General features: G+C 58.3%; 15 protein-coding genes. 3 read left to right on the top strand and 12 right to left on the bottom strand.

Annotation, left to right across the window (positions count from 1 at the left end; translation table 11 throughout):
* Window positions 1-4: 4 nt before the first annotated feature.
* The 10 genes from QWI16_RS03550 to fucP all read right to left on the bottom strand — a co-directional run bounded on the left by QWI16_RS03550 (window position 5) and on the right by fucP (window position 11,806).
* Window positions 5-1,255: a GDSL-type esterase/lipase family protein gene (locus QWI16_RS03550; RefSeq protein ID WP_302711363.1), complete on the bottom strand. Its 1,251-nt coding sequence runs from the start codon at window positions 1,253-1,255 to the stop codon at window positions 5-7.
* Window positions 1,256-1,284: 29 nt separating this feature from the next.
* A complete protein-coding gene (lacZ, locus tag QWI16_RS03545) occupies window positions 1,285-4,410 on the bottom strand; it encodes a beta-galactosidase, LacZ type (RefSeq protein ID WP_302711362.1) in 3,126 nt (1,041 codons plus the stop codon).
* 56 nt (window positions 4,411-4,466) lie between these two features.
* Window positions 4,467-5,312, bottom strand: coding sequence for a fumarylacetoacetate hydrolase family protein (locus tag QWI16_RS03540; protein WP_302711361.1), 846 nt, complete (start codon window positions 5,310-5,312; stop codon window positions 4,467-4,469).
* A gap of 25 nt (window positions 5,313-5,337) precedes the next feature.
* Window positions 5,338-6,060 (bottom strand): SDR family oxidoreductase, encoded by a 723-nt coding sequence (locus tag QWI16_RS03535; protein ID WP_302711360.1) that lies wholly within the window; start codon window positions 6,058-6,060, stop codon window positions 5,338-5,340.
* A 26-nt stretch (window positions 6,061-6,086) separates the two neighbouring features.
* Window positions 6,087-7,319 carry a UxaA family hydrolase gene (locus QWI16_RS03530; RefSeq protein ID WP_302711359.1) on the bottom strand — a complete coding sequence of 411 codons (1,233 nt, stop codon included), beginning with the start codon at window positions 7,317-7,319 and terminating at the stop codon, window positions 6,087-6,089.
* A 2-nt stretch (window positions 7,320-7,321) separates the two neighbouring features.
* The gene (locus QWI16_RS03525; RefSeq protein WP_302711358.1) at window positions 7,322-7,651 is read right to left on the bottom strand and encodes a UxaA family hydrolase; all 330 of its coding nucleotides are present in this window, start codon (window positions 7,649-7,651) and stop codon (window positions 7,322-7,324) included.
* A gap of 25 nt (window positions 7,652-7,676) precedes the next feature.
* Window positions 7,677-8,705 carry an aldo/keto reductase gene (locus tag QWI16_RS03520; protein ID WP_302711357.1) on the bottom strand — a complete coding sequence of 343 codons (1,029 nt, stop codon included), beginning with the start codon at window positions 8,703-8,705 and terminating at the stop codon, window positions 7,677-7,679.
* A gap of 167 nt (window positions 8,706-8,872) precedes the next feature.
* Entirely contained in the window at window positions 8,873-9,664 is a 792-nt protein-coding gene (locus tag QWI16_RS03515) for an IclR family transcriptional regulator (protein ID WP_302711356.1), read from the bottom strand.
* Window positions 9,661-10,527, bottom strand: coding sequence for an amidohydrolase family protein (locus tag QWI16_RS03510; protein ID WP_302711355.1), 867 nt, complete (start codon window positions 10,525-10,527; stop codon window positions 9,661-9,663). Before QWI16_RS03510 ends, QWI16_RS03515 begins: the two co-directional genes overlap by 4 nt.
* Window positions 10,520-11,806: an L-fucose:H+ symporter permease gene (gene fucP / locus QWI16_RS03505; RefSeq protein WP_302711354.1), complete on the bottom strand. Its 1,287-nt coding sequence runs from the start codon at window positions 11,804-11,806 to the stop codon at window positions 10,520-10,522. The genes QWI16_RS03510 and fucP overlap by 8 nt, the downstream gene beginning before the upstream one ends.
* Before the next feature lie 128 nt (window positions 11,807-11,934).
* Here fucP and QWI16_RS03500 point away from each other — a divergent pair, with 128 nt between their 5' ends.
* Window positions 11,935-13,083, top strand: a complete 1,149-nt coding sequence (locus tag QWI16_RS03500; RefSeq protein ID WP_302711353.1) for an L-lactate dehydrogenase — start codon at window positions 11,935-11,937, stop codon at window positions 13,081-13,083.
* Between the two features lie 185 nt (window positions 13,084-13,268).
* Here the strand turns inward: QWI16_RS03500 and QWI16_RS03495 are convergent, their stop codons facing one another.
* Together QWI16_RS03495 and QWI16_RS03490 are read right to left on the bottom strand one after the other, a co-directional pair.
* Complete coding sequence (locus QWI16_RS03495; protein ID WP_302711352.1) at window positions 13,269-15,242, bottom strand: sulfatase-like hydrolase/transferase; 1,974 nt, start codon at window positions 15,240-15,242, stop codon at window positions 13,269-13,271.
* A 75-nt stretch (window positions 15,243-15,317) separates the two neighbouring features.
* On the bottom strand, window positions 15,318-16,679 hold the full coding sequence (locus QWI16_RS03490) for an MATE family efflux transporter (RefSeq protein WP_302711351.1): 1,362 nt from the start codon (window positions 16,677-16,679) through the stop codon (window positions 15,318-15,320).
* A gap of 186 nt (window positions 16,680-16,865) precedes the next feature.
* On the opposite strand from QWI16_RS03490, the gene QWI16_RS03485 reads away from it, so the two are divergent.
* Together QWI16_RS03485 and QWI16_RS03480 are read left to right on the top strand one after the other, a co-directional pair.
* Window positions 16,866-18,932, top strand: a complete 2,067-nt coding sequence (locus QWI16_RS03485) for a hypothetical protein (protein ID WP_302711350.1) — start codon at window positions 16,866-16,868, stop codon at window positions 18,930-18,932.
* Window positions 18,933-19,029: 97 nt separating this feature from the next.
* Complete coding sequence (locus QWI16_RS03480; RefSeq protein WP_302711349.1) at window positions 19,030-21,990, top strand: DUF748 domain-containing protein; 2,961 nt, start codon at window positions 19,030-19,032, stop codon at window positions 21,988-21,990.
* Window positions 21,991-22,019 lie beyond the last annotated feature (29 nt).

Here is a 22,019-nt window from a genome sequence, read left to right as displayed (position 1 = left end):
ATGCCTATTGCATCAACTGCTCGATTTCTTTGTCCATAGCATCAGCCCACAAACGATAGCCGACCTCATTAGGGTGAAGATAATCGGGCATGATGTCACTGGACAAGCGGCCTTCGTCGTCGAGAAACACCCGGTTAATATTGCGGTACACCACCTGCTCGCCGTCGGCAAATTGCTCTATCAGACGGTTGATGTCGGCATTGAGCTGGCGCAAAGGGTCATCTGCCTCGGCGCCTCGCGGGAAGATGCCCAACAGCAGTATCCGGGTGTCGGGTAAGCGGGCTTTGAGCTCGTCGAGTATGGCTTTTACCCCCGCTGCAGTGACTTCGGCAGCGTCCTGACGGTGGCCGGTATTGTTAGTGCCGATCATCAACACCAGCGCTTTGGGTGCCATCTTATCTACCGCGCCCTGCTGAAGTCGCCAGAGCACATTCTCTGTGCGGTCGCCGCCAAAACCCAGGTTGAGGGCGCCTCGCGGCGCATAGCGCTCTTGCCAGACAGCGCGCCCCTCTTTCTCCCAGCCCTGGGTGATGGAGTCGCCGAGGAACACCAGTTGGATCTCCTCTTGTGCGGCTATAGCCTTTTTCTCTTCGTGACGCGGCAGCCACCAAGGGCGTGCCCAGTGCGGGTTGAGCGTCGCGGGTGTCACAGCCAGTTTGTCGTAGTCGGTGCACTGGATGTTTGCCTCGCCCGCCGGCAGCATGCGGGCGCTGCGAAGACTCAGCTCACCCGAACCACCCATGGCCAGCGCCAGTGGCTGCGCCACTGAATCAAACTCATCGCCTTCTCGCGCAAAGCACGAAAACGGGATGCGCACTGGCTGCCAGCCTTGCCCTTCAAGATCGACAAATTCGCTGTGCAGCTCACGCCGGCGCAAACAACCCTCGCCACAGCCAAGCTGTACTTCCATGCTGAGCTCGGAGGACGCTTCGACGTTCACCTCCAACGCGACGACCCCCTGCTCCCGGTAGGGCGACAGGTCGACGGCCTCGGGCAGAGTGAACTGGATACCCGCCCAGGGATTGTCCTTAAGGCTCATGTGCAGATGCTCGCCTTTTTGTGTGAGGGTAAAACGCTCATCCAGCGTGCTGCGCGGCACCGAGAAAACCCCATTACCCTTGTCGTTGTAAAACGCCAGCTGGGTATTGTTTTGCTGCGGCCAGAGGGTTAACCCCTCTTCGAGGTTGGGCGCTTTTTCTTGACACGCAGTGAGCATGAGAAAGCTGAGTAGTGGCAGTAATGGATGCTTGGGCATAGGCACTCCTGTTATCGAGTTGTTGTGTTTTATTGAATAATTTTAAGGGTAAAGCGGTAGCGATAATCGGCCAGCGGTAAATGGTAGGCGGGTAAGGGGCGTGCGCCCCAGGCGTTGTCGCCCCCGAGACCAAGCTGGGCATAATCAATGTTCAGGGTGTGCTCTTCGGCTCGTCTGGCAGCCGTTCTCAACTCAGCGCCGTGGCGATTTTTCAGCGGGTGGTAGGCCAGTTCACTGTTGGCAAACGGCAAGACCGAAGCGTTGACCAGTGGCGCCCCCTCCACCTGCAAACCCAACCCCTCACGATTGGTCAGACTGAGCCAGCGTACCTCTTGCCGGTTACCCGTTTCCTGTGGGCGCACGTAGGCGTGATAGAGCTCATCTACCCTCGCCGAGTAGCGCCCGACAGCCGCACTCAGATAGCGGTCAGCGTAGGACTCATGAGGTCCGCGCCCGTACCAGGTCACTTGTTCCAATGTATCCGCCACCGCCATGGTCATACCCAAGCGGTAAAAATCCGGTAACTTGTCGGTGAGTGGTTGCCAGCTGACCTCGACCGAAAGCCCCTCGGCCGACAGCCGATAGTGCAGATGCTCTTGCAAAAGCTCGCCATACACGGCGCGCGTGTTGATGTGAAATTCGTTCTCTTGCTGCAGCCAAGTAAACGTCTGCAACTGACGCAGTCGGGGTAAATCTTTCCAGATGCCAAAGTACACGTGCAGGTTCGCGCCCAGATCATTGTCTGTGGGCGCGCGCCAGAAATTGCCGGTCATTGCACTGTTAAGCAGCGGTGTCTGCCCTGCAAAAATTTGCTCGAGCAAGCCGCTCGCGCGTGAGAACCGGAACCGTTGACCCGGTAGCACCACGTCGAGAAACGCGTCGCTCTCCTGCGTGCGCAGCTCAATATCCGGCGGTTCGGTTTGCGCAGCGGATACCTTGGCGACGGGGAATTGATCCCACGCAATAACGTGACCTGCGGGCACCAATGGATGATAATTTTCGGCGGCCAGCGCGTGAAAACTCAGGTGGTATTCACCCGGCTTGTCCTGAGCGAAGTATTCAGGGTTGAGCTGGATATGAGTAAAGGCACCCGCGGCCAGCTCACTGGTTTGCAAATCACCGCGGTCAATGCGTTCGCCGTCGCGAGTCAGTGTCCAAGTTAAGGCGACGTCGGACAGATCGCGAAAGTTGTGACGATTGCGAATACCAAATACACCCGCTTGAATATCGACGGGCCAAAAGGCCACCGGCTGCATGATTTTTTTGGCTTCCTGCGCATGCGGATGTGGCTGGCGATCCGATTGAAACAAACCATTGGCGAGAAAGTTTCCGGCATTTTCGCCCTCCTCAAAATCGCCACCGTAGAGATAGTAGGTTTCACCATCGCGCTCTTGGATAAGCGTTTGATCCACCCAATCCCAGATGAAACCACCCTGGGCTTGTGGCTCTTGCCAAATCAGCGTCCAGTAAGCATCAAAGCCCCCCAGGCTGTTTCCCATGGCGTGGGCGTACTCAATCAGAACGATCGGCTTTTTCGGCTCGTTATCGATATACTCACGCACCTGCTCGGCCCGCAGGTACATGGGCGCGTAGAGATCGGAGTAGGATAAAGGCAGGGCCTGCCAATTGTGTCCCGTGCCCTCATAGACCACCGGGCGCGTCGGATCGTAATGGCGGCTCCAGTCGGCCATCGCTTGCAGGGTGGTGCCGAGACCGCACTCATTGCCAATGGACCAGAGAATAATGGAGGGGTGATTGATATCGCGTTTGACCATGCGCTCCATGCGCGCCATCATCGGTGCGCGCCAGTGAGGTTTGTTGCCCAGCCAGTGCTCTTCGCCTTGCAACACACCGATCACCTGATACTCATGCGATTCGTTGTTGGCCTCATCCATCACATAGAGGCCGTATTGATCTGCCAGCTCGTACCACTCGCGCCGGTTGGGGTAGTGGGCCGCACGCACGGCGTTGATGTTGTGCTGCTTCATCAAAGCGATGTCGCGCTCCATGCTCTCGCGACTGATCACCCGGCCGGTCCGAGGGTCGTGTTCGTGGCGATTCACGCCGCGCAGAATCACCGCTTGGCCATTGACCAGCAGTTGTCCCCCGCGCATCTCCACACGCCGGAATCCCACGCTCTGTCGCACTACCTCTTGCAGGCGATGGCGATCATCAAACACCGCCAGCTCCAGAGTGTAGAGGTACGGTGACTCCGCCGACCAAGGCCCTACCTCATCGAGCGATTGCTCCAGTTTCAGGCGCCGCTCGTCGGTGGTCAGCTTGCGTTGCAGCACCGTTTTGCCGGTGGCATCGCGCAGGCGGTATTCCACAGAAGTGGTTTGCTGCCTGGGCGCGTGGAGATCAATGTTCAGACGTAAGATCCCGGTGCGGTAGTCATCCGCCAAATTTGCATCCAGGTTGATATCGCGAAAATGTGTGGACGGCCTGGCGTAGAGATAGACGCTGCGCTCAATACCGCTCAGGTTCCAAAAGTCTTGGTTCTCAAGATAACTGCCGTCGCTAAACCTGTACACTTGCACCGCCAGCAGATTTTTTCCCGGCTGGACAAACGCACTGATATCAAATTCGGCCGGCAGCTTCGAGTCCTCGGAGTAACCGACTTTTTTGCCATTAACCCACAGATAAAACGCCGAGCTGACACCGCCAAAGTGAATCACCACTTGCCGGTCGCGCCAGGCATCGGGAACCGTAAACGAGCGGCGGTAAAAACCCGTTGCATTGTCCCGGTAGGGGACGCGGGGCTCGTTGGCGGGAAACACATAACCGGCATTGGTGTAGCGGGGTTTGCCAAACCCGTTCAGTTCCCAATTGCCGGGCACCGGAATGCTCGACCACTGGCTGTCGTCAAACTCGCGACGATAAAACCCCTCGGGGGCGTTCAACGCATTGGGGGAAAAATGAAAACGCCAAACGCCGTCGAGGCGCTGGTAAAAAGGCGTGCCGTCGATTTGCCCGCGCCGGGCATCGCGGCGCGACGAAAAAGGCAGAAAGTCCGCGCGCATCGGCAGACGATTGACCGCAAAAACGGCGGGGTCCTGCCACTCGGGCACTGTCTCGGGTTCACCCGAGGCGCTCACCGGTGCGGCCAGACTCAGCAGCAGCATCCAGTAGCGCACTCTCAACAGGGTTATCATCAATGGCACTCCGGTTTTCAATCACCCACTATAAACCGGCGCCCATGAACGGATGGTTAAACCGATGACAGAACGCTCTGCTCCTGTTCGCCCAAACCCTTGATGCCCAGGCGGATTTTATCACCCACTTTGAGATACACCGGCGGCTTCTGCCCAAGGCCTACCCCGGGCGGCGTACCGGTGGAAATAATGTCGCCCGGTTGCAGGCTCATAAACTGACTCAGGTAAGACACCAGTTTGGCAGGACCAAACACCATATTGCGGGTGTTGGAGTTTTGGTACAGCTTTCCGTTAACGCTGAGCCAGATATCCAGGTTGAGCGGGTCACTCAGCGCATCTGCCGTCACCAGATAGGGGCCAATGGGGCCAAAGCTATCGCAGCCCTTGCCTTTATCCCACTGGCCGCCGCGCTCGAGCTGAAAGCTGCGCTCTGACACATCGTGAACCACGCAGTAACCGGCAATGTAATCGAGGGCATCGGCCTCATCCACGTAGCGCGTCTCGCGGCCAATAACAATACCCATTTCCACTTCCCAGTCGAGTTTTTCCGATCCGCGCGGCATGATCACGCCATCGTTGGGGCCGGTGATGGCGCTGGTGGCTTTCATAAACACCACCGGCTCGGCCGGCACCTCGGCGCCCGTCTCTTCGCAGTGGTCCACATAGTTCAAGCCGATGCAGATAAACTTGCCCACACCGCTGACGCAGGGGCCAATCCGGTGGGTGTTGCTCACCACTGGCAGCGTGTTGATGTCGCAAGCCTGAATCTTTGCCAGCCCCTCCGGGGTCAGGGTTTGGCCGCTGATATCGCCCACGATTGACGACAGATCCCGTATCTGCTGCTGTGAATCGATAATGCCCGGCCGCTCGCGGCCCGGCTCGCCAAAACGCAGTAGTTTCATGATGACACCTTTTGTCTGCGGGCGGTCAGTTGCTCCAACCGCCGTCGATAATGTTGATAGTACCTGTGGTAAAGGCGCTGTCGTCGCTGGCCAGGTAGAGCGCCAGCTTGGCCATTTCCTCGGCCGTGCCCATGCGCCCCATGGGCTGACGGGCCACAAAGGCTTTATAGGCGGCAGCGTAATCGCCGGTATCGGCCAACCTCTGCTCGAGCGAGGGCGTCTGTACCGTGCCCGGACAAATGGCATTGCAGCGCACGCCCTGAGTAATAAAGTCGGCGGCAACCGCCTTGGTCAACCCAATCACCGCCGCCTTGGTCATGCCATAGGCACAGCGGTTGGGCGCGCCTTTAATAGAGCTGGCAACCGACGACATATTGATGATAGAGCCACCACCGGCCTCCAGCATAGCCGGTAAAAACGCGCGAATGGTGCGGTACATGGAGTTGATGTTGATGTCTATGGAGCGCTGCCAGCTTTGCTCGTCGCACTCCAGTATCGTGCCCGAGTGCACATAGCCGGCACAGTTAAACAAAATATCCACCGCGCCGACACGAGCCGCCAGTGAAGACACGGCCTCGCCATCGGTGACATCTAGCCGGTGGACCTCACACTCAAGCTCACCCAGGGCCTCGGCGTTAATGTCCGTTGCGATGACGCGTGCGCCCTCTGCCAGAAACTGCCGGGCCGTTGCCAGTCCGATGCCCTGACCGGCGGCGGTGATAAACGCGGTTTTGCCTTGCAGTCTCATACGCGGGCCCGTTGTACTCCCAATATTCAGTTCACTTGGCGCAGCGGCAGACAGGCCGGACCTATGGGTTCAAAGCTCTTGTAGGTGAGGATAAATTCCTGATGCCCGAGCGCTTCGGACAGGCTGCGCTCGCCGCCAGCCACAGCGAACACCCGGCGGTAGATTTCTTCACCCAGCTCATCCAGGCTCGCCTGACCGGTCAGGATTTTTCCAGCATTGATGTCCATATCCTCACTCAGGCGCTCGTAGGTTTCCGGATTGGCGCAGATTTTTATCACCGGCGAAATGGCCGACCCCACCACCGAGCCGCGACCGGTGGTAAAGAGCGTAAGGTGACAGCCGCAGGCAATCATTTCGACAATCTCAGCGTTATCGGCAATATTGGGAAAACCAAAGCGCGGTTCGCCATCGGGCACCACGTCCAACAAATACAAGCCGCCCGCCGGTGGTATATCCCCGGGCTTTATCAAGCCACTGATGGCCGAGGAGCCGGACTTGGAGTAGGCGCCCATGGATTTTTCTTCCTGGGTCGTCAGCCCGCCATCGGCGTTGCCCGGCGCAAAGCTGCCAAAACCCATGGTGCGGTAGTAGCGCTCAGCCTTGGCGACAGAGGCCTGGATGAGCTCCCCCAGCTCGGGTGTGGCGGCGCGCTCGGCCATAATGTTTTCGCAGCCAATCAGCTCGCCGGTCTCTTCAAACACACAGGCGGCGCCGTCTGCCACCAGCGCATCAAAGCAGCGGCCCACCGCCGGGTTGGCGGTAATGCCGCTGGTGCCATCGCTGCCGCCGCAGATGGTGCCCACCACCAGTTCATCCACCCCCATGGGGACGGTGGCGGCACCGGCAAGGGTGTCGCGCAGCTGGCGCACCCGGCGCACACCTTCGGCGATGGTGCTGGCCGTGCCACCGTTTTCCTGAATCACCAATAACTCCGCCGGCCGGCCTGAATCGACGATGGCCTGTTGCAGCGCGTCGCGATCCATGCTTTCGCAGCCCAGCGATACCAGCAGCACCGCCCCCACATTCGGATGAGTACACACAGCGCGCATCATGCGGCTCGCGTAGTCGTTGGGAAAGCAGCCGGGAAAGCCAATCAGGTGCACATCCAGGTCATCCACCTGGCTGACAATGCGGCGGCTCACATGGTGTGCGCACTCCACCAGATAGGCGACCACCACCACATTGCGAATGCCCTTGCGCCCGTCCGCACGGGGGTAGGCGCGCCATTCGGGCGGATTGCTCTTGGCACTGCTGCTCACGGTTACTGCTCCTCGGCCCGTCCCTTGCGGGTATGACTGGCCAAATAATCACTTTTCAAATTGTGCATGTGCACCCAGTCACCGGCTTTTACGGCGGCAAACAGGGAGCCAATGGGTGCGCCGTAGCGCAGAATACGGGTGCCCGCAGGCAGGTCCCAGCGGGCGATTTTATGTCCCAGCGGCACCGCCTCCTGCAGTTGATGGCGCCGCCCCTCAATACTCACTTCGGTGCCGGGCGCAAGGCTGGCCACAGCGATCAACACATTGTCATCCGGGTGCAGCAAAACCACCCCTGGCTTCGGCTCGCCATCTTTTATTGCCGCTGAAGTCATGTCGTTTAAAACCTGTCGGATCACTTTAGGTCGGGCAGGGAGCACCCGGGTGCAAGAGCCCGTGCTCTTTGAGCTCATCCCACAGCGAGGGCGGAATCGGCGTATCGATCCAGCGGCGCGCGCTGCGCACCTCTTCGGCGCGGGAAAAGCCCGCCAACACCGACACCACCTGCGGATGTGCGGCGGGAAATTGCAGCGCCGCAGCCGCCACAGGCACGCGATATCGCTCGCACACCGACTGTATCCGTCGCACTTTTTGCACAATGGCCTCGGGTGCGGGCTCGTAGTTGTAGTACGCGGGCCCCGCGCCTTCCGCGCCCGCCAAAATGCCAGAGTTAAAGGGGCTGGCGGCGATCAGGCTCACGCCGCGCTGGGCGCATTGCGGCAGCAGCGAATCCAGCGGCGCCTGCTCCAGTAAGGTGTAGCGTCCGGCGAGTAAAAACACATCCAGATCCAGCGCGCTCAGGGCCCGCTCGCACACTGCCACTTCATTCACCCCCAGGCCAATGGCGCCCACACGGCCCGCCGCTTTGAGCTCGGCTAGGGCGCGCATACCGCCCTCGCAAAATTCCCGCCAGTAGCTTTCGTTTTGTTCGGCGTGGGTCATTTCACCCAGATCGTGGGCAAAGACAATGGCGACTCGCTCAATACCCAGGCGCTCGCAAGAGGCCTCGAACGAGCGCATGAGGCCATCGTAACTGTAATCGAACACCGGCTTCAGATCCGGCGCATTGGCAAAGCCGAAGCGCACCGGCGCTCGCTCGTCGGCGTCAATGGGGACCAGCAATCGCCCCACTTTGGTGGACACACTGATCTCGGGGTGGGCGGGCAAGGCCCGCCCCAGACGTGACTCGCTCAGACCAAAACCATAGTGCGGAGCGGTATCGATGTGCGTAAAACCCGCCTGCACCGCTTGGTCAATCACAGCGATGGCCTGCTGCTCTTCCATGGGCCGGTAGAGATTACCCAAAGGCGCAGCGCCCAGACTGTAGGGCGGCAGGGTTACCCCGCGCGCCGCGATACGGCGGTGCTCACGCTCATCCCCAGAAATCACAGACCAACCTTTTTATAATTAAAAAATCAATCACAAGTAAAAATTAACAGGCGTTAAATGTCAACCGGTTTCGCTCGCCGGCATATCGAACTCAGGACTTTAAAAAACGGTGAAGCCGCATCTGTACGCGGCGCTGTGGCGGCCTTGAGGCGCGCCACACACGGGAGTCAGTGACTGTGCTCGGTCAGCTGAGACGAGATTTTACGCGCGGCTTGCTGCAGGCTCTCGAGGGCGTTTTCCACGCTGCAGCGCTCGGGGTGATAAACCACATGGGGGACGGTGATGGCCGCCAGGGCGCCCCGATAGCCCATCACTGGTGCCGACAAATCCGTGACCCCGTCAATAAAGTCGCTGGGCGTGCGCACATAACCGCGCGCGCGCGCCTGCTCGGCGCTAGAGATAAAAGCATCCACTTCTTCCGGGTTTGCATCGCCGAGCGCTTTGAGCATCACATCGCGCACATCGGGCGCCTGGAAGGCAAAGATCACGCGTCCCGAGGCGGCGCGAATCAGCGGCCGGCGATAGCCGATGCGCACCGAAAATCCCAGATCGCCCGGGTTTTCAATACGGCCGATCACCACTATCTGATCGCCCGAGGCCACCGCCAAATGGCAGGATTGCCCAATATCTCTGGTGAGCGCCGACATGACCGGCAGAGCCACCTCCAGCAGGGTTTTGGTAGGCGCTCGGGCGATGCCCAGGGTGAACAGCTTGTTGGAGAGGATGTAGCCGTCGCGCCCGTCGTCCGCCGCGGCAATATAGCCCCGGTACTCCAGAGCCAGCACCATGCGAAACAATTCGCTCACCGAGCGTCCGAGACGGCTGGCCATCTGCGAGGTGGTCATAGGCTCGCTGGTGGAGGCCAGCAGCTCCAGAATATCCAGCCCCTTTTCCAATGCCGGTGCCTTGTACTTGCGGCTATCGTCTTCCGTGGTTTTCAGTGTGGTCTTCTGATTCATTCTTGTTCTGCTCGTGTTGTAGGTATGTCTCTGTCCAGACCATAGAATCGCCTGGCATTGTCGCAGAAAATGGCCGACTCTGCCTCAGGTACCAGCTTGCGTACCGTTTTGCGACACAATTGCAGCCAATCGCCGTAGTTAGAGGCCAGATTCACGACCGGCCAATCGCTACCCCAAATGACCCTGTCCGGCCCAAAAAGCCGCAGCACCGCCTCCATATAGGGCAGGGTTCGGTCCAGCTCAGCACCTGGGGAGGCCTCTGTGACCAGCCCCGAGAGCTTGCAGCAAACGTTGTTTGCCGCTGCCAGCTGCGCCAGCGGCCCGTGCCAGTCGGCCCACTGGCCTGAGCGTATCGCCGGCTTGGCGGCGTGATCCAGCACAATCGGTAAAGCCGGGTAGCGCTCGGCCAACCGCCGTATGGCCGGCAAGTGGCGCGGGTAAACCAGAGCATCAAAACTCAGGCCATGCTCGCACAGCGCTTGCAGGGCCGGGGCCAGTTCGGGCCGCATTATCCAGTCGTCCTCCGGCAGATTCTGGAGCATGGGCCGGATACCGCAAAAGGCGGGCTCGCGGGCTCGCCGGGCAATTTCCTCGGGCGCATTGTCCGCCTCCAACGCCACCCAGCCGACAACACCGAGCACGTGCTGATGGCGTTTTGCCAATGCCAGGAGGTAATCCGTATCGGTCGTTTCAGGCTGAGATTGCACCAGCACCGAACCCGCAATGCCCCAACTGCGGCTGGCGGCCGCGAAATCCTCGGGCGTGCAATCGCGATAAATAGGCTCCAGCTCGGGGGTAGGCCACTGCACCGCGTCAATCTGCCAACAGTGCTGATGCGCATCAATCACCGCCAGCTCAGCCATGAGCGGCTGCCCTATCGCCTGCACGAGCAAAGAGCCCCACCACCACGAAGCAAACCAGCGGCACGACAACGGCCGTGTGAATACTGGACAAATCCGATACCCATCCCATCAGTGCGGTGAGCAGTGCGCCGCCGATAATCGCCATAATCAGCAGCGACGAGCCCGCCTTCGCCAGTGGCCCCAACCCCTTGATGCTCATGGCGAAAATGGTCGGAAACATCAGAGACATAAAAAAGCTGGTGGCCGCCAGTGCCAGCAATCCGGCATGGCTGCCGCTGAACATGGCAAAGACGCAGAGCAGCACATTGATCAGCGCATACAGTGCCATGAGCTTGCCGGGGCGCACATACCCCATAAGCCAAGTGGCAAAAAAGCGCCCCACCATAAAAGCCACCAGTGAAAACGTCAGGTAGGTGGCCAGCATTTTCTCACCCGTCTCGGGCATGGCCTCCTGCCCATAGCGAATCATAAAGCTCCAGATACACACCTGGGCGCCCACATAGAAAAACTGCGCCAGTACGCCAAAAAGATAAAACCGCCGGCTGAACAATGCGCGAAAATCTGCCAGGCGCAAATCCTGATCGGCCCCGGCCTGCGCATTGGCGAGCACGGGAAATTTCACCAAGGCCACGCACAGGGCCCAAAACACCACCACAGCGGCTATAGCCAGATAGGGCCCGGCCACGGCCTGAACCTCGGCGGTGTAAAAGGCGGTTTGCTGAGCCTCGCTCATAGCGGCGAGCTCCTCCGGTGTGTGCTCGACCCCCGAGAGAATAAACTCGCGGCCGATCAACACCCCGGAGATAGTGCCCAGGGAGTTGAACGACTGGGCAAAATTCAGGCGCCGCTCCGCTGTGGCCGGATCCCCCAGTGCGACAATCAAGGGGTTGGCCGAGGTTTCGAGAAACGACAGGCCGCTGGCAATCACAAACAGGGCGGCGAGAAAATACGCGTATTCGTGCGCCTGGGCCGCCGGGTAGAAAAGAACAGCCCCCAGCGCATAGAGCACCAAGCCGACAATCACTGCAGACTTATAGCCAAAGCGCTTCATGGCCAGGGCGGCGGGAATGGCAAAGACAAAGTACCCGAAGTAAAAGGCCGACTGCACCAGCCCCGACTGCAAATCCGACAGAACAAACGCTTTTTTAAACTGGGTGATCAGTATGTCATTGAGATTGTTCGCCACACCCCACATAAAAAACAGGCTGACGATCAGAAACAGGGGTAACCACAAGCGGGCTCCCGCCCACACCGGACGCTTGGCGTTATCAGTCTGCACCGTTCCTCCTGGCCATTGTTGTTATATCAGGGAACCTGTAAAGCCTGTATACCACGAGCAAATTTATAAGTAAAATGTGGTTTATATTTAAAATATAAACCATATAACCCCGCGACACAGGCCCCGCCATGATACCAGCCAGCATCAGCGATTATCGGGCTCTCGCCCGACGCCGCCTTCCCACCTTCCTGTTTGAGTACATCGACGGTGGCGCTTTCAGCGAAACCACCCTAGCGCGCAACCAGAGCGACTTTCACGAGTTTACCTTGCGCCAACGCGTGCTGCGCAATGTGGATCAACTGAGCACCCGCACCGAGCTGCTGGGCCAAAGCGTCAGCCTGCCCCTGGTGCTGGCCCCGGTGGGCATCGCCGGGCTCAACGCCCGCAGAGGAGAGGTACAGGCCGCCAGAGCCGCACAGAGCGCCGGCATCCCTTTTTGCCTGTCGACCGTCTCGGCCTGCTCCGTCGAGGAAGTGGCCGCTGGAGCTGAACCCGGCTTCTGGTTTCAGCTGTATATGATCCGCGACCGGGGCTTTCTCAAAGCCATGCTCGATCGCGCCTGGCAGGCAGGTTGCCGGACCTTAATCTTCACTGTCGACATGCCGGTGCCCGCCACCCGCTACCGGGATATTCGCTCCGGCCTGTCCGGCGGCAGCCCCTTGCGCCGCAAGTTACGGCGCACCGCCCAGGCGCTGGTCAAACCGGCCTGGGCCTGGGACGTGGGTCTGCTGGGCCGCCCCCACAGTCTCGGCAACATCGCCCCGGTACTCGGTAAAGGCGCCGGCATCGATGAGTTCTGGCGCTGGATGGCCGATAACTTCGACCCCCGCGTCCGCTGGGAGGATATGGCTGAAATTCGCCGGCACTGGCAGGGCAAGTTGATCATTAAGGGCATCCTGGACGCCGAAGACGCCCGCGCCGCCGCGGGCACCGGGGCCGACGCCATAGTGGTCAGCAACCACGGCGGCCGCCAGCTCGACGGCGCCAGCTCCAGCATCAAGGCCCTGCCCGCGATCGCCAGGGCGCTCGGCGACGACATGGACATTCTGCTGGACTCCGGCGTACGCAGCGGTGTGGACATAGTGCGCGCCCTCGCCTTAGGCGCTAAAGGCGTTATGATTGGCCGCCCCTGGGTCTACGCCCTGGCGGCAGCCGGCGAGCACGGTGTCGCAGAGATCATTGAGCTACTGGCCAAAGAAATGCGCGTCGCCATGGCACTGACCGGCGTCACCCGTGTGGCAGACATCGACGCTTCGGTGCTCTACACCCGCGCTTAATACCGCCAAAGATTCACCACATACACAACAAACCAAGCCTCGCCAGAGCTTTGAATATCCGCGGCTCTCTGCACTTTAACGGACCACTTGCTCGCGTAAGCGGAAGCGAGTTGAGTTGAGTTGATGATCCAAGCCATTTTCAGTCGGTTCAGTAGGCGGGCCACGAGAGTGGCCCGCCACATTTCCTAGGGCACGGCCTGCAGCTGCTCAACCGCGACGGGCGCCAGTGGCGTCAGCATTTGCTGCTCTGAGGTTTGCAGCTTCGCGAACAGCCGCTCGGCCTCGGCCGCAATTTGCTCGCCGGTCAAGGACAAACCCTCGGGAAAGTCCCGCTCGGGCACCACGGTCGGAAAAGCGCCGTTGAACACGAGAAGGTTGTGAGTCTCCAGCGGATCGACGCGGCGATGGTAGAGCTCCCACTCATCGGCGTGCTGGCCCAAGGGATCAAAATAGCGCACCAGTTTCCAATCGCGGGTGCACAGGCAGCGCAAGTGATTCGGTTGTGTGACCGCACCCGGTTTGAGCCTCGGTACCTGCTGGCGGACTTCTTCGACGCGCTGACAAAAAACACCGAAGGCCTGATTGCCCGCCGCATTGTGCCGGTCGGAAGCGTAGGTCAAGGGCTCGGTGATACGGTCATCGGTAATAAACAGCACGCTGTCGCGGTCCTTGCCATCGGCATCTTTCGGCAGCGGCCAGGAGGCTGGCGCCTTGCCCTCCCCCGCCGCGCTCATTAGCGGTGCCAGGTTACTGCCCGCAAAAGGCGCCGGAGTCTGATGCGTCTCCATCCGACTCGCCAACTCGGGCCAATGGCTTTCATCCACGCCGGCCAGCCCCAGCAGCGTGGGCGCCACATCAATGTGACTGGTGAGGGTATCGAGCGAGCGCAATTGATTGTCCCCGGGTTCACTAACCCAAGGCGCGTTGATCACCAGGGGCACTTTCAGAATTTCATCGTAGGCGCCGTGCCACTTTTCAATCATGTAGTTGTGCGCTGTACCGTACTCGCCGTGATCGGAACTGAACACCACAATGGTGCTATCGCGCAGCCCGGCCTCCTCCAGCGCACGCATTACCGTGGCGATGTGCTGATCCACCACATGCATGAGGTAGGCGTAATAACGCACAAAGGCCTCGGCCCATTCATTGGGCTTGGCGTTCAACTGAAAAGGCATAGGTGCCAGACGCGCAAATTCCAAAGAACCGCCACCGCAAGCCAATCCGAGCCCGCACTTGTAGGCATAGTCAAACTGGCAAGAGGGTTTGTTGAGCAGCTCATCGGTCAGTGACGACAGCGGCGGAACATTCGCCCCCTCGCCGGTAAAGCCACGCGGGTTGAGCGATAGCGACATACTGCCACCCTCTGGCGCGGGAGAGTGAGCGCCTTGCACTGGCACCTCTACCGGCGCATCGGGCTTTTGACCGCTAGGGTTGAGCGAACGCGTTAGGGTGGGATAGGCCGCAATATCGTGAGGATTGGTAAACGACACCACGCCAAAAAAGGGCTTTTGCCCGGTGGGCGTTTCATTCATCAGCGGACGCGCCTGCTCGGCGCTGGCGCTGCGCCTGTCCCAGCCCCAGCCGAGCCCGCGCCGACGCAAAAAAGTCGCCGCCAGATCGGCGAAACCATAGTCGCGATAACTGCCCAGGTTGTTCAGCGCCTTGCCGTGGGGCTCGGGGTAAGACAAGTCCCAATCGGAAAATCCCCAACGATCGAGGCTGTGATCGGCGGGGTTGGACACATGCCACTTGCCAAAGTAGTGCGTGCTGTAACCCGCCGCGCGAAACCAGTCACCCACCGTGGGAATACCGTCGCTGTCGAGCCAGGGAAAATTGTGGGCATCGCCGCTTTTAAACAGGCCATTGGTTTGCGTCACCCCGGTTCGGGTACCGTACTGCCCGGTCATGATGGTGGCCCGGCTGGGCACGCAGGCGGTAGCCGCCACATGGTGATTGCGCATCACCAGGGCCTGTTGGCGCAGAGCCATAAACCCCGGAAACATGTCCGCGTAGGGGCTTTCTGGCGTCACACCGTCAGCAAAGCCGACAATGTTCTTGATGGGATCGAGCAGTCCATGATCACTGCCGTAGGGGAAACGCGGGTAGCGAAGTTGGTCGGTTAAGATCAATAAAACGTTGTAGCGCTTGTGCTCTGACATACTGCTTCTCCTTGCATTCCTTGTACTGTACGGACGACTCGTCCAGAGCGGAGCATAGCAGAGGCCGGGGGTAACTTAACCCCGCGTCAGATTTTTCAGCCAGATACCGCGACCCACACGCCAGCGGATGGGCAGCCACTTGAGTGCGTCTTCCACGTACATCAGCGCATAGAGAACCGCAAAGGAGTAACCGGAGAAAAACACCGCCGCCAGGTATATCGGCACGCCAAATACCCACATCACAATCACATCCACCACCAGGCAGTAGCGGGTGTCGCCACCGGCGCGCAGCACACCGAGAATGCGCAGCATATTGATGACCTTGACCCAAACCCCGATACAGAAAACCGCGATCGTCTGCTCCAGCAGCCGCGTGGTTGCCTCATCCACATGAGAAAATATCCCCAGTACCCAGGGTTTGAGCAGCCACAGCGCGGCGGCAAAGGTGAACACCAGCACCAGGGTGAGGCGATTAAAAAAACGATAGAGTCGCCAGGCGCCCTCGGAATCATCGCCGCCCAGAGAACGCCCCACCAGTACCGAAGAGGCATTGGCAAGCCCGACAAAGAGCGCAAAAAAGGTGCTCTCAATCGGCACCATCACGCCCATCACCGCCAGCGCATCCGTGCCGGCAAAACCCGATGCCACATGATAAGCCGCATTGCCCAGTGCCCAAATGGCGTGGTTTACCAGCAGCGGCAGGGAAAACCACCAGAATCGCTGCAGCTCAACTCTCTCCAGTGCCCGGAAAAAATCCCCAAGGCGCAAGGCAAACTCGTGACGCACCGCGTAGAGCCAGGCAAGGGTGAGCAGCAGCTGAATAATCCGTGCGAGCAGCGTGCCCCAGGCAGCGCCTGCCACGCCCAATTCGGGAAAACCAAAGTGACCAAAGATCAAAAGATAGTTAAAGCCAATGTTGAGAAGAGCCGCCACCGCCCCCATCACCAGCGGTACCGTGGTATTCCCCAGTGCCCGCAGCGCGGCTTCATACACGGTGATCAATTGCGTGATGAGCAACACCGGCGCCGTAATCAGCAGGAAGTTGGCGGTTAATGCACTGACCGTAGCATCCGGGTTGATCCAACCCAGCCAGAAGTGACCCAGGCAAAACACCAAGGTAAAGGGCAGCATAAACACAGCGCCGAACACCAGAGCCATAGCCAGAGTCCGCTGTGAGCCCCAGGCATCGCGAGCGCCGCTGTACTGGGCCACCATAATGGCGCAGGCCGTCGCCACCCCCATCATGGTGACCAACATCAAAAAATGCAGCTTGGCCGCCAGACCCACCGCCGCTACGGCCTGAGCGCCGAGTCCGCCCACCATAATGACGTCCGCCATCCCCAAAAACGATTGCAGCAGCATCTGCAGAGCAACCGGCAGCGCCAGTGTCAGGACACTGCGCCAGAGGCTTGTGGGTACCTGATGAGAAAGTGCCATAACAACGCTATTCAAAGACAGAACGGGCTATTTTACTACACGAACTTGCGTCGGTAGACTTAAGATCTTTCGTCCAGTGACTGAGCCCGGCGTCATTTGTGCTTGCCGGCGCGTCATGCCACGGATGTCCAAATCGGCTATAGTGGCAGCAAAAGCCTCTAACCACCTACCACCGGAAAAGAGAACATGAAGACAGCCTTCAATGACATCCTAAAGATGTTAGGTCATAGCTTATGGTGCACGAGTGTCCTTTTACTGGTGAGCTGTGGTGGAAGTGACAACGGCACCTCCTCTGCCCCGCCATCCGACCCAGGTGCACTCAAGCAGGAACAAGCACCGCTGTACTTCCAGAGCCCCGAGGTAGCAATAACCTATGGCGATCCGGCGCCGAACAACCCTTTGCTGGGCGGATCGGGAGAAGGGGCCGTCATCTACACCTCCAGCGACAACACTGTCGCCAAGGTCAATGCGGTGACCGGACGTTTGGATATTATTAAAGCGGGCGATGCAATGATTACCGCCGAGAAGTCTGCCGATGCAAACAATTTCAGCGCTACAGCTTCTTATGCCTTACTCATTGCCAAGTCATCGCAGACACCCCTGAGTTTTGCTCAGGCGCAGATCGAGCAGTACATCGATGAAACACCTACTCAGAATCCGGTAACCGGTGGTTCTGGAGCGGGGATCACGACGTTTTCCTCCAGCAATGCCGCTATCGCAAAAGTCGACGCTGCGACCGGCGAACTGACTTTCATTGACGATGGCACAGTCACTATCTCCGCATTTCGGCCAGCCGATGAGCAGTATGCCTCTGCATCCGCTGACTACACCTTGACGGTGTTAAAGTACCCTCAAGCAGCGTTTACATTTTCAGACTCTCTGGTAGAAGCGGCCTTAGGTTTCAACCCCGATATCAACACACCAATGGGAGGTTCAGGCACTGGCGGCATTGAATTTATCTCTAGCGACAGTGCGGTTGCCAGCGTAGACGCAATCACCGGACAGGTAGATCTACACTCGGCGGGTACCGCGGTCATTACCGCCGTCAAGGCAGAGGACTCGATTTATCTGGCAGCACAAGCACAGTACGAACTGACAGCCTACGATATTATTGGTGGGCTCAATATTCATGTAGGCCAAGAGGATACACTCGTCAACTGGAGCGATCAGTGGGGCGTCATAGAGGCTATTAGAACAAGTACGTCTCTGTGTGACCTTGACGTATTCTTTAACTGTCCCAACTACGCAAAATTTAATATTACTTCATCCGAGCAGTTGCCGATTATTGATTATTTTTCACAGTTAAGTACCAAGCCTTTCCTTTTTTTCCAAAACAGTGAGTATAGGGCCCGACCCATTTATATTGACCCGGCAATGACGCCTTTCAGTGAAAGAACAGGCGCCACCTTGATAGGCAATCAAGATAAACTCCTGCTTGTCGGTGGAAAAGCGGTCCATCAAAACTCCACGGTTACCTGGTACGATGACCTCTGGACGTCACGGTACGGCGCCCATTGGGAGCTTGCAGACAGCAGCCTGGAAATAGGCTCGGGCAGCATTCACAGCGCTGCAACTTTCAACAACGCCCTCTATCTGACCCGAGGCCAGGTGCCGACCGGCAATGGTGCAGGCTCGGCATACGACCATACTGTTTGGCGCACCGAGGACACCGGCCAATGGAGCGCCGTATTTACGCCAGAAATCTCCCCTCAAAGCAGCAGTCAGCTCATTGTTTTCAAAGACCGGCTCTGGATCATTAGCAGTGAAGGGGTTTGGCATTCCGGCGACGGGTCTCAATGGAGCGAGTCGCTTGGCATTCCGACCTTTTCTTACAGGAATGACTTCTCGGCCTATGTTGTTGACGAGCAGCTATTTATCTCAGGAGGCTTCAGTGATCCCGCACAGCCACTTGGCGACATATGGCATACCAGCGATGGTATCGAGTGGTTTATGGCAAACGAAAATACCGCTCATGGCCCGAGAATAAACCATCAAGTGGTCACTCTGAACGGCGTACTCTACTTGCTTGGAGGCTCCTCTGAAAACGCCGGTGTCTACACATCCACCAATGGCATTGATTGGCACCTGGCCGGCGAACCCGACACCGTTTTACCAGAAAACCTAAGCGCCACTGTCCTCGATAACCGCTTATGGATTACCGGAGAGGGACTGCAAAGTCTGTTAAGCTCGGATAACGGCGTGACCTGGTACGCGCCAGTTGATTCCACCCTGGAATGGAGTGAAAGATACTGAGGGCGGAGTGCGATTAATCCGACAAAGCGTATTGTCGGGTTAATCGTAACGTGTCCGCAGGAGACTCGCTGTTTCGTCAGTCAAAAGGAGTCGCAAGATGTCAACCAGAATCAATAGAAACTGGATACGGATCGCGGCTTACGCTGCACTTACCCTCGCTGTGCTTGTCTATCTGTGCTACATCGCGGCGGCCTATTTTTATGTACCGGACAAGCTTAAAACCCTGGTCCAAGAGCAAGGCTCAGAGACCATTGGGCGAGCAGTCACTGTCGAGTCCTTTCAGTACAATCCCTTCACCTTTGAGCTGACCAGCAACGAGCTCGCCATTGCAGATCAGCCTGGCGCCCCGTTGCTGCAATGGCAACAGGTGCGAATCAATCTGGGCTTTTGGGCCTCGTTATTTAACCTGCATTTGGTGCTTGAGGAGATTCATGTACTCGAGCCGAAAGCCAGCATCGTACAGTCCGCCGATGGATTTAACTTTGACGATATTCTCCAGCGTCTTAGCGCATCTTCCACCGACACTGAGCCTGCGCCGCAGAGTGAGTCAACACCCTTTGCGTTTGCGGTGGAGCTGATCACCCTACAACAAGGACAATTTCAATATCAAGACCGCTCCGGCCCGGTGCCCGCCAGCGCCACCCTGCGCGATTTCAGTTTGAGCTTCAACGATTTGTACATCGCCACTGGCGATGAGCAAAGTAACCCCTTCAGTGTTTCGGCCCAACTCGCCGACGGTGGCGCCTTGAACCTGGATGGGCACTATCGCTTACAGCCACTGTTGTTTGATACCAATCTCGCCGTTAGCGAAATCCACTTACCCGGCTTTGCCGACTTTGTTCGCAACCTGGTCAACGCCAGCATCAGTGAGGGCACGCTGGACGCCAGTGGACACCTGCAAATACAAAGTGGTGGTGACAATGACGCGGCTATCACCCTCAGTAACGGCGAGCTGACGATCAGCGATCTGGCCCTGGACGATGAAATCAGCGACCCCGCGATGCTCAGAATAAAGCGCATCGCTGCCCGGGGCGCCTCTGTCGATGTCCGGCAAAAGCGCTTTCTACTCGAGTCTCTGGAGTATGATGGTGTGACTCTGCATCAATCCCAAAATGCCGATGGCAGCTTTCGCTATGAATCGCTGATTGTTCGCGCTGCCGACAACCCGCAAGCAACACCCAAGGCCGGTGAAGCAAACGACACCAGTGCATCCGGTTCGCCCTGGTCTGCCACAATCAATCGCTTTGCCCTCACCAACGCTAACCTCGGCTTTACCGATCACAATGTCACACCGGCCGCCGAGTGGTCTTTGAGCCCAGTATCGCTAAGCGTGTCGCCGCTGCACCTCACCGGCAATGAGCCGGGTGACATTAAGGCGCAAGCGACCATCAACGACAGCGCGAGCTTGTCTGTCGAGGGCGCTCTGACCGTCACCCCACTATCACTGCAACTTACGGCGAAGCTTTCAGAATTTCCGGCCACTTTGATCAACCCCTATCTCGCCACTGGCACACACGCGGCCTTAACCGAGGGTCAGCTGTCAGCCACCACAGAGCTGTCGATGATGACGCAGCCGGAGCTTGAACTGACCCTCAAAATCGACACCTCTTTGAATAATCTGCAACTGCACAATCAGGTGACCGATGAGCAGGTCCTAAAATGGCAAACACTGGAGCTGGCTGATGCTACGTTAACCTACCCACAACCGGCACTGGCCATTGGTCAAATCACACTGAATGAACCACGGGTTATGCTGATCCGGGGCACACCGTCTACCTGGGATAGTCTGTTAAAAACCACAGAGAGCACAACCCCAACCGCTGGCGCCGGCGACAGTGAAGCCGGCGGCCGTGAGCAGGGCTTTGAGCTCCGCATTCTAAACACGCAAGTCAAGGGCGGGCGCCTGCATTACAAAGACGCGCTGGTCAAACCGGAGTTTGTCGCCACCGTGGATGACCTTACTCTAAACCTGGAGAATTTCAGCACCGGCGGGGGCGAAGAAGCGCGCGCAAGTCTGCAGGCGCTCATCAACAAACACGCTCCGTTGAACGCCAAGGCGCAAATCGCCGCTGAGAACATTGCCGTCAAAGGCTCAATGAAAAATATGCAACTGCCGTCTCTGTCGCCCTACAGCGGCGCCTACATTGGCTATAACATTGCCCAGGGCGCACTGAACTACGATTTTGACTACCAATTGCAAGGAGAGAATCTCCGCGGTAAAAACGCCATTCTCGCCAGCGACTTTGATCTTGGCAGCAGCGTACCGAGTGAGCAGGCGGTCAAAGCGCCGGTAAAACTGGGGCTCACCTTGCTCAAGGATCTGGACAACAACATTGATCTTGACCTGAACATCAAAGGCGACAGGTCCGACCCGAGCTTCAGCGTGCCCGGCTTGATCGCCAAAGCCTTTGTCAACATTTTGGTCAAAGCCGCTGCCTCGCCCTTTACGCTGTTGGGCTCGCTTGTCAGTAGCGACGCCGATCTGGGCCAGGTGAGTTTTACCCCCGGCCAGCACACACTCAGCGAGTCGCAAACAGAAAATTTACAGCAACTGGCTCAGGCACTGAATCAAAAGCCGCAGCTGTCTCTCGTTGTGCGCGGCAATGCCGACAAAACGGCCGACCGGATTCGCCTGCAGCAAACCCGGCTCGCCTATGAACTGCAAGGCCGGGACACAGCACCCTTGCCCCAACCCATACTCCAAGAGGCCGAAATCACCGAATTGTTATCACAAGCGGCTTTTGCCCGCCAGGTACAAGAGCGCTACCAATCGCAAACTGGCCAGCCATTTACCAAGCTTAAGGCGGACTCGGCGCAAGACGGCGAGCAGGACTCCGCCGCTGCTGAGCGTGCCGCCTTGCAAGCGGCCTTTGCCACACTCAGTGATTCTATTGTCATCACAGACCTTACGCTTGAGCAACTTGCCGACTTGCGGGCCGACCACGTGATTCAACAACTGGTGGATGACGGCCTTGACAAAAGCCGCCTGGAAAAAGAATCGGCCTATAGCGCTGTGCTCACAGGCACCACGCTCAACTTTGAAATCGCAACCCAGTAGTACACTGCGCAGTGGCTGACGCTAGGTTC

The organism is Gilvimarinus algae, assembly GCF_030518215.1.
GTDB classification, from domain to species: Bacteria; Pseudomonadota; Gammaproteobacteria; order Pseudomonadales; family Cellvibrionaceae; genus Gilvimarinus; species Gilvimarinus algae.
Note: the sequence above shows the minus strand (reverse complement) of the source record. Positions and strands in the feature narration are given on the sequence as shown.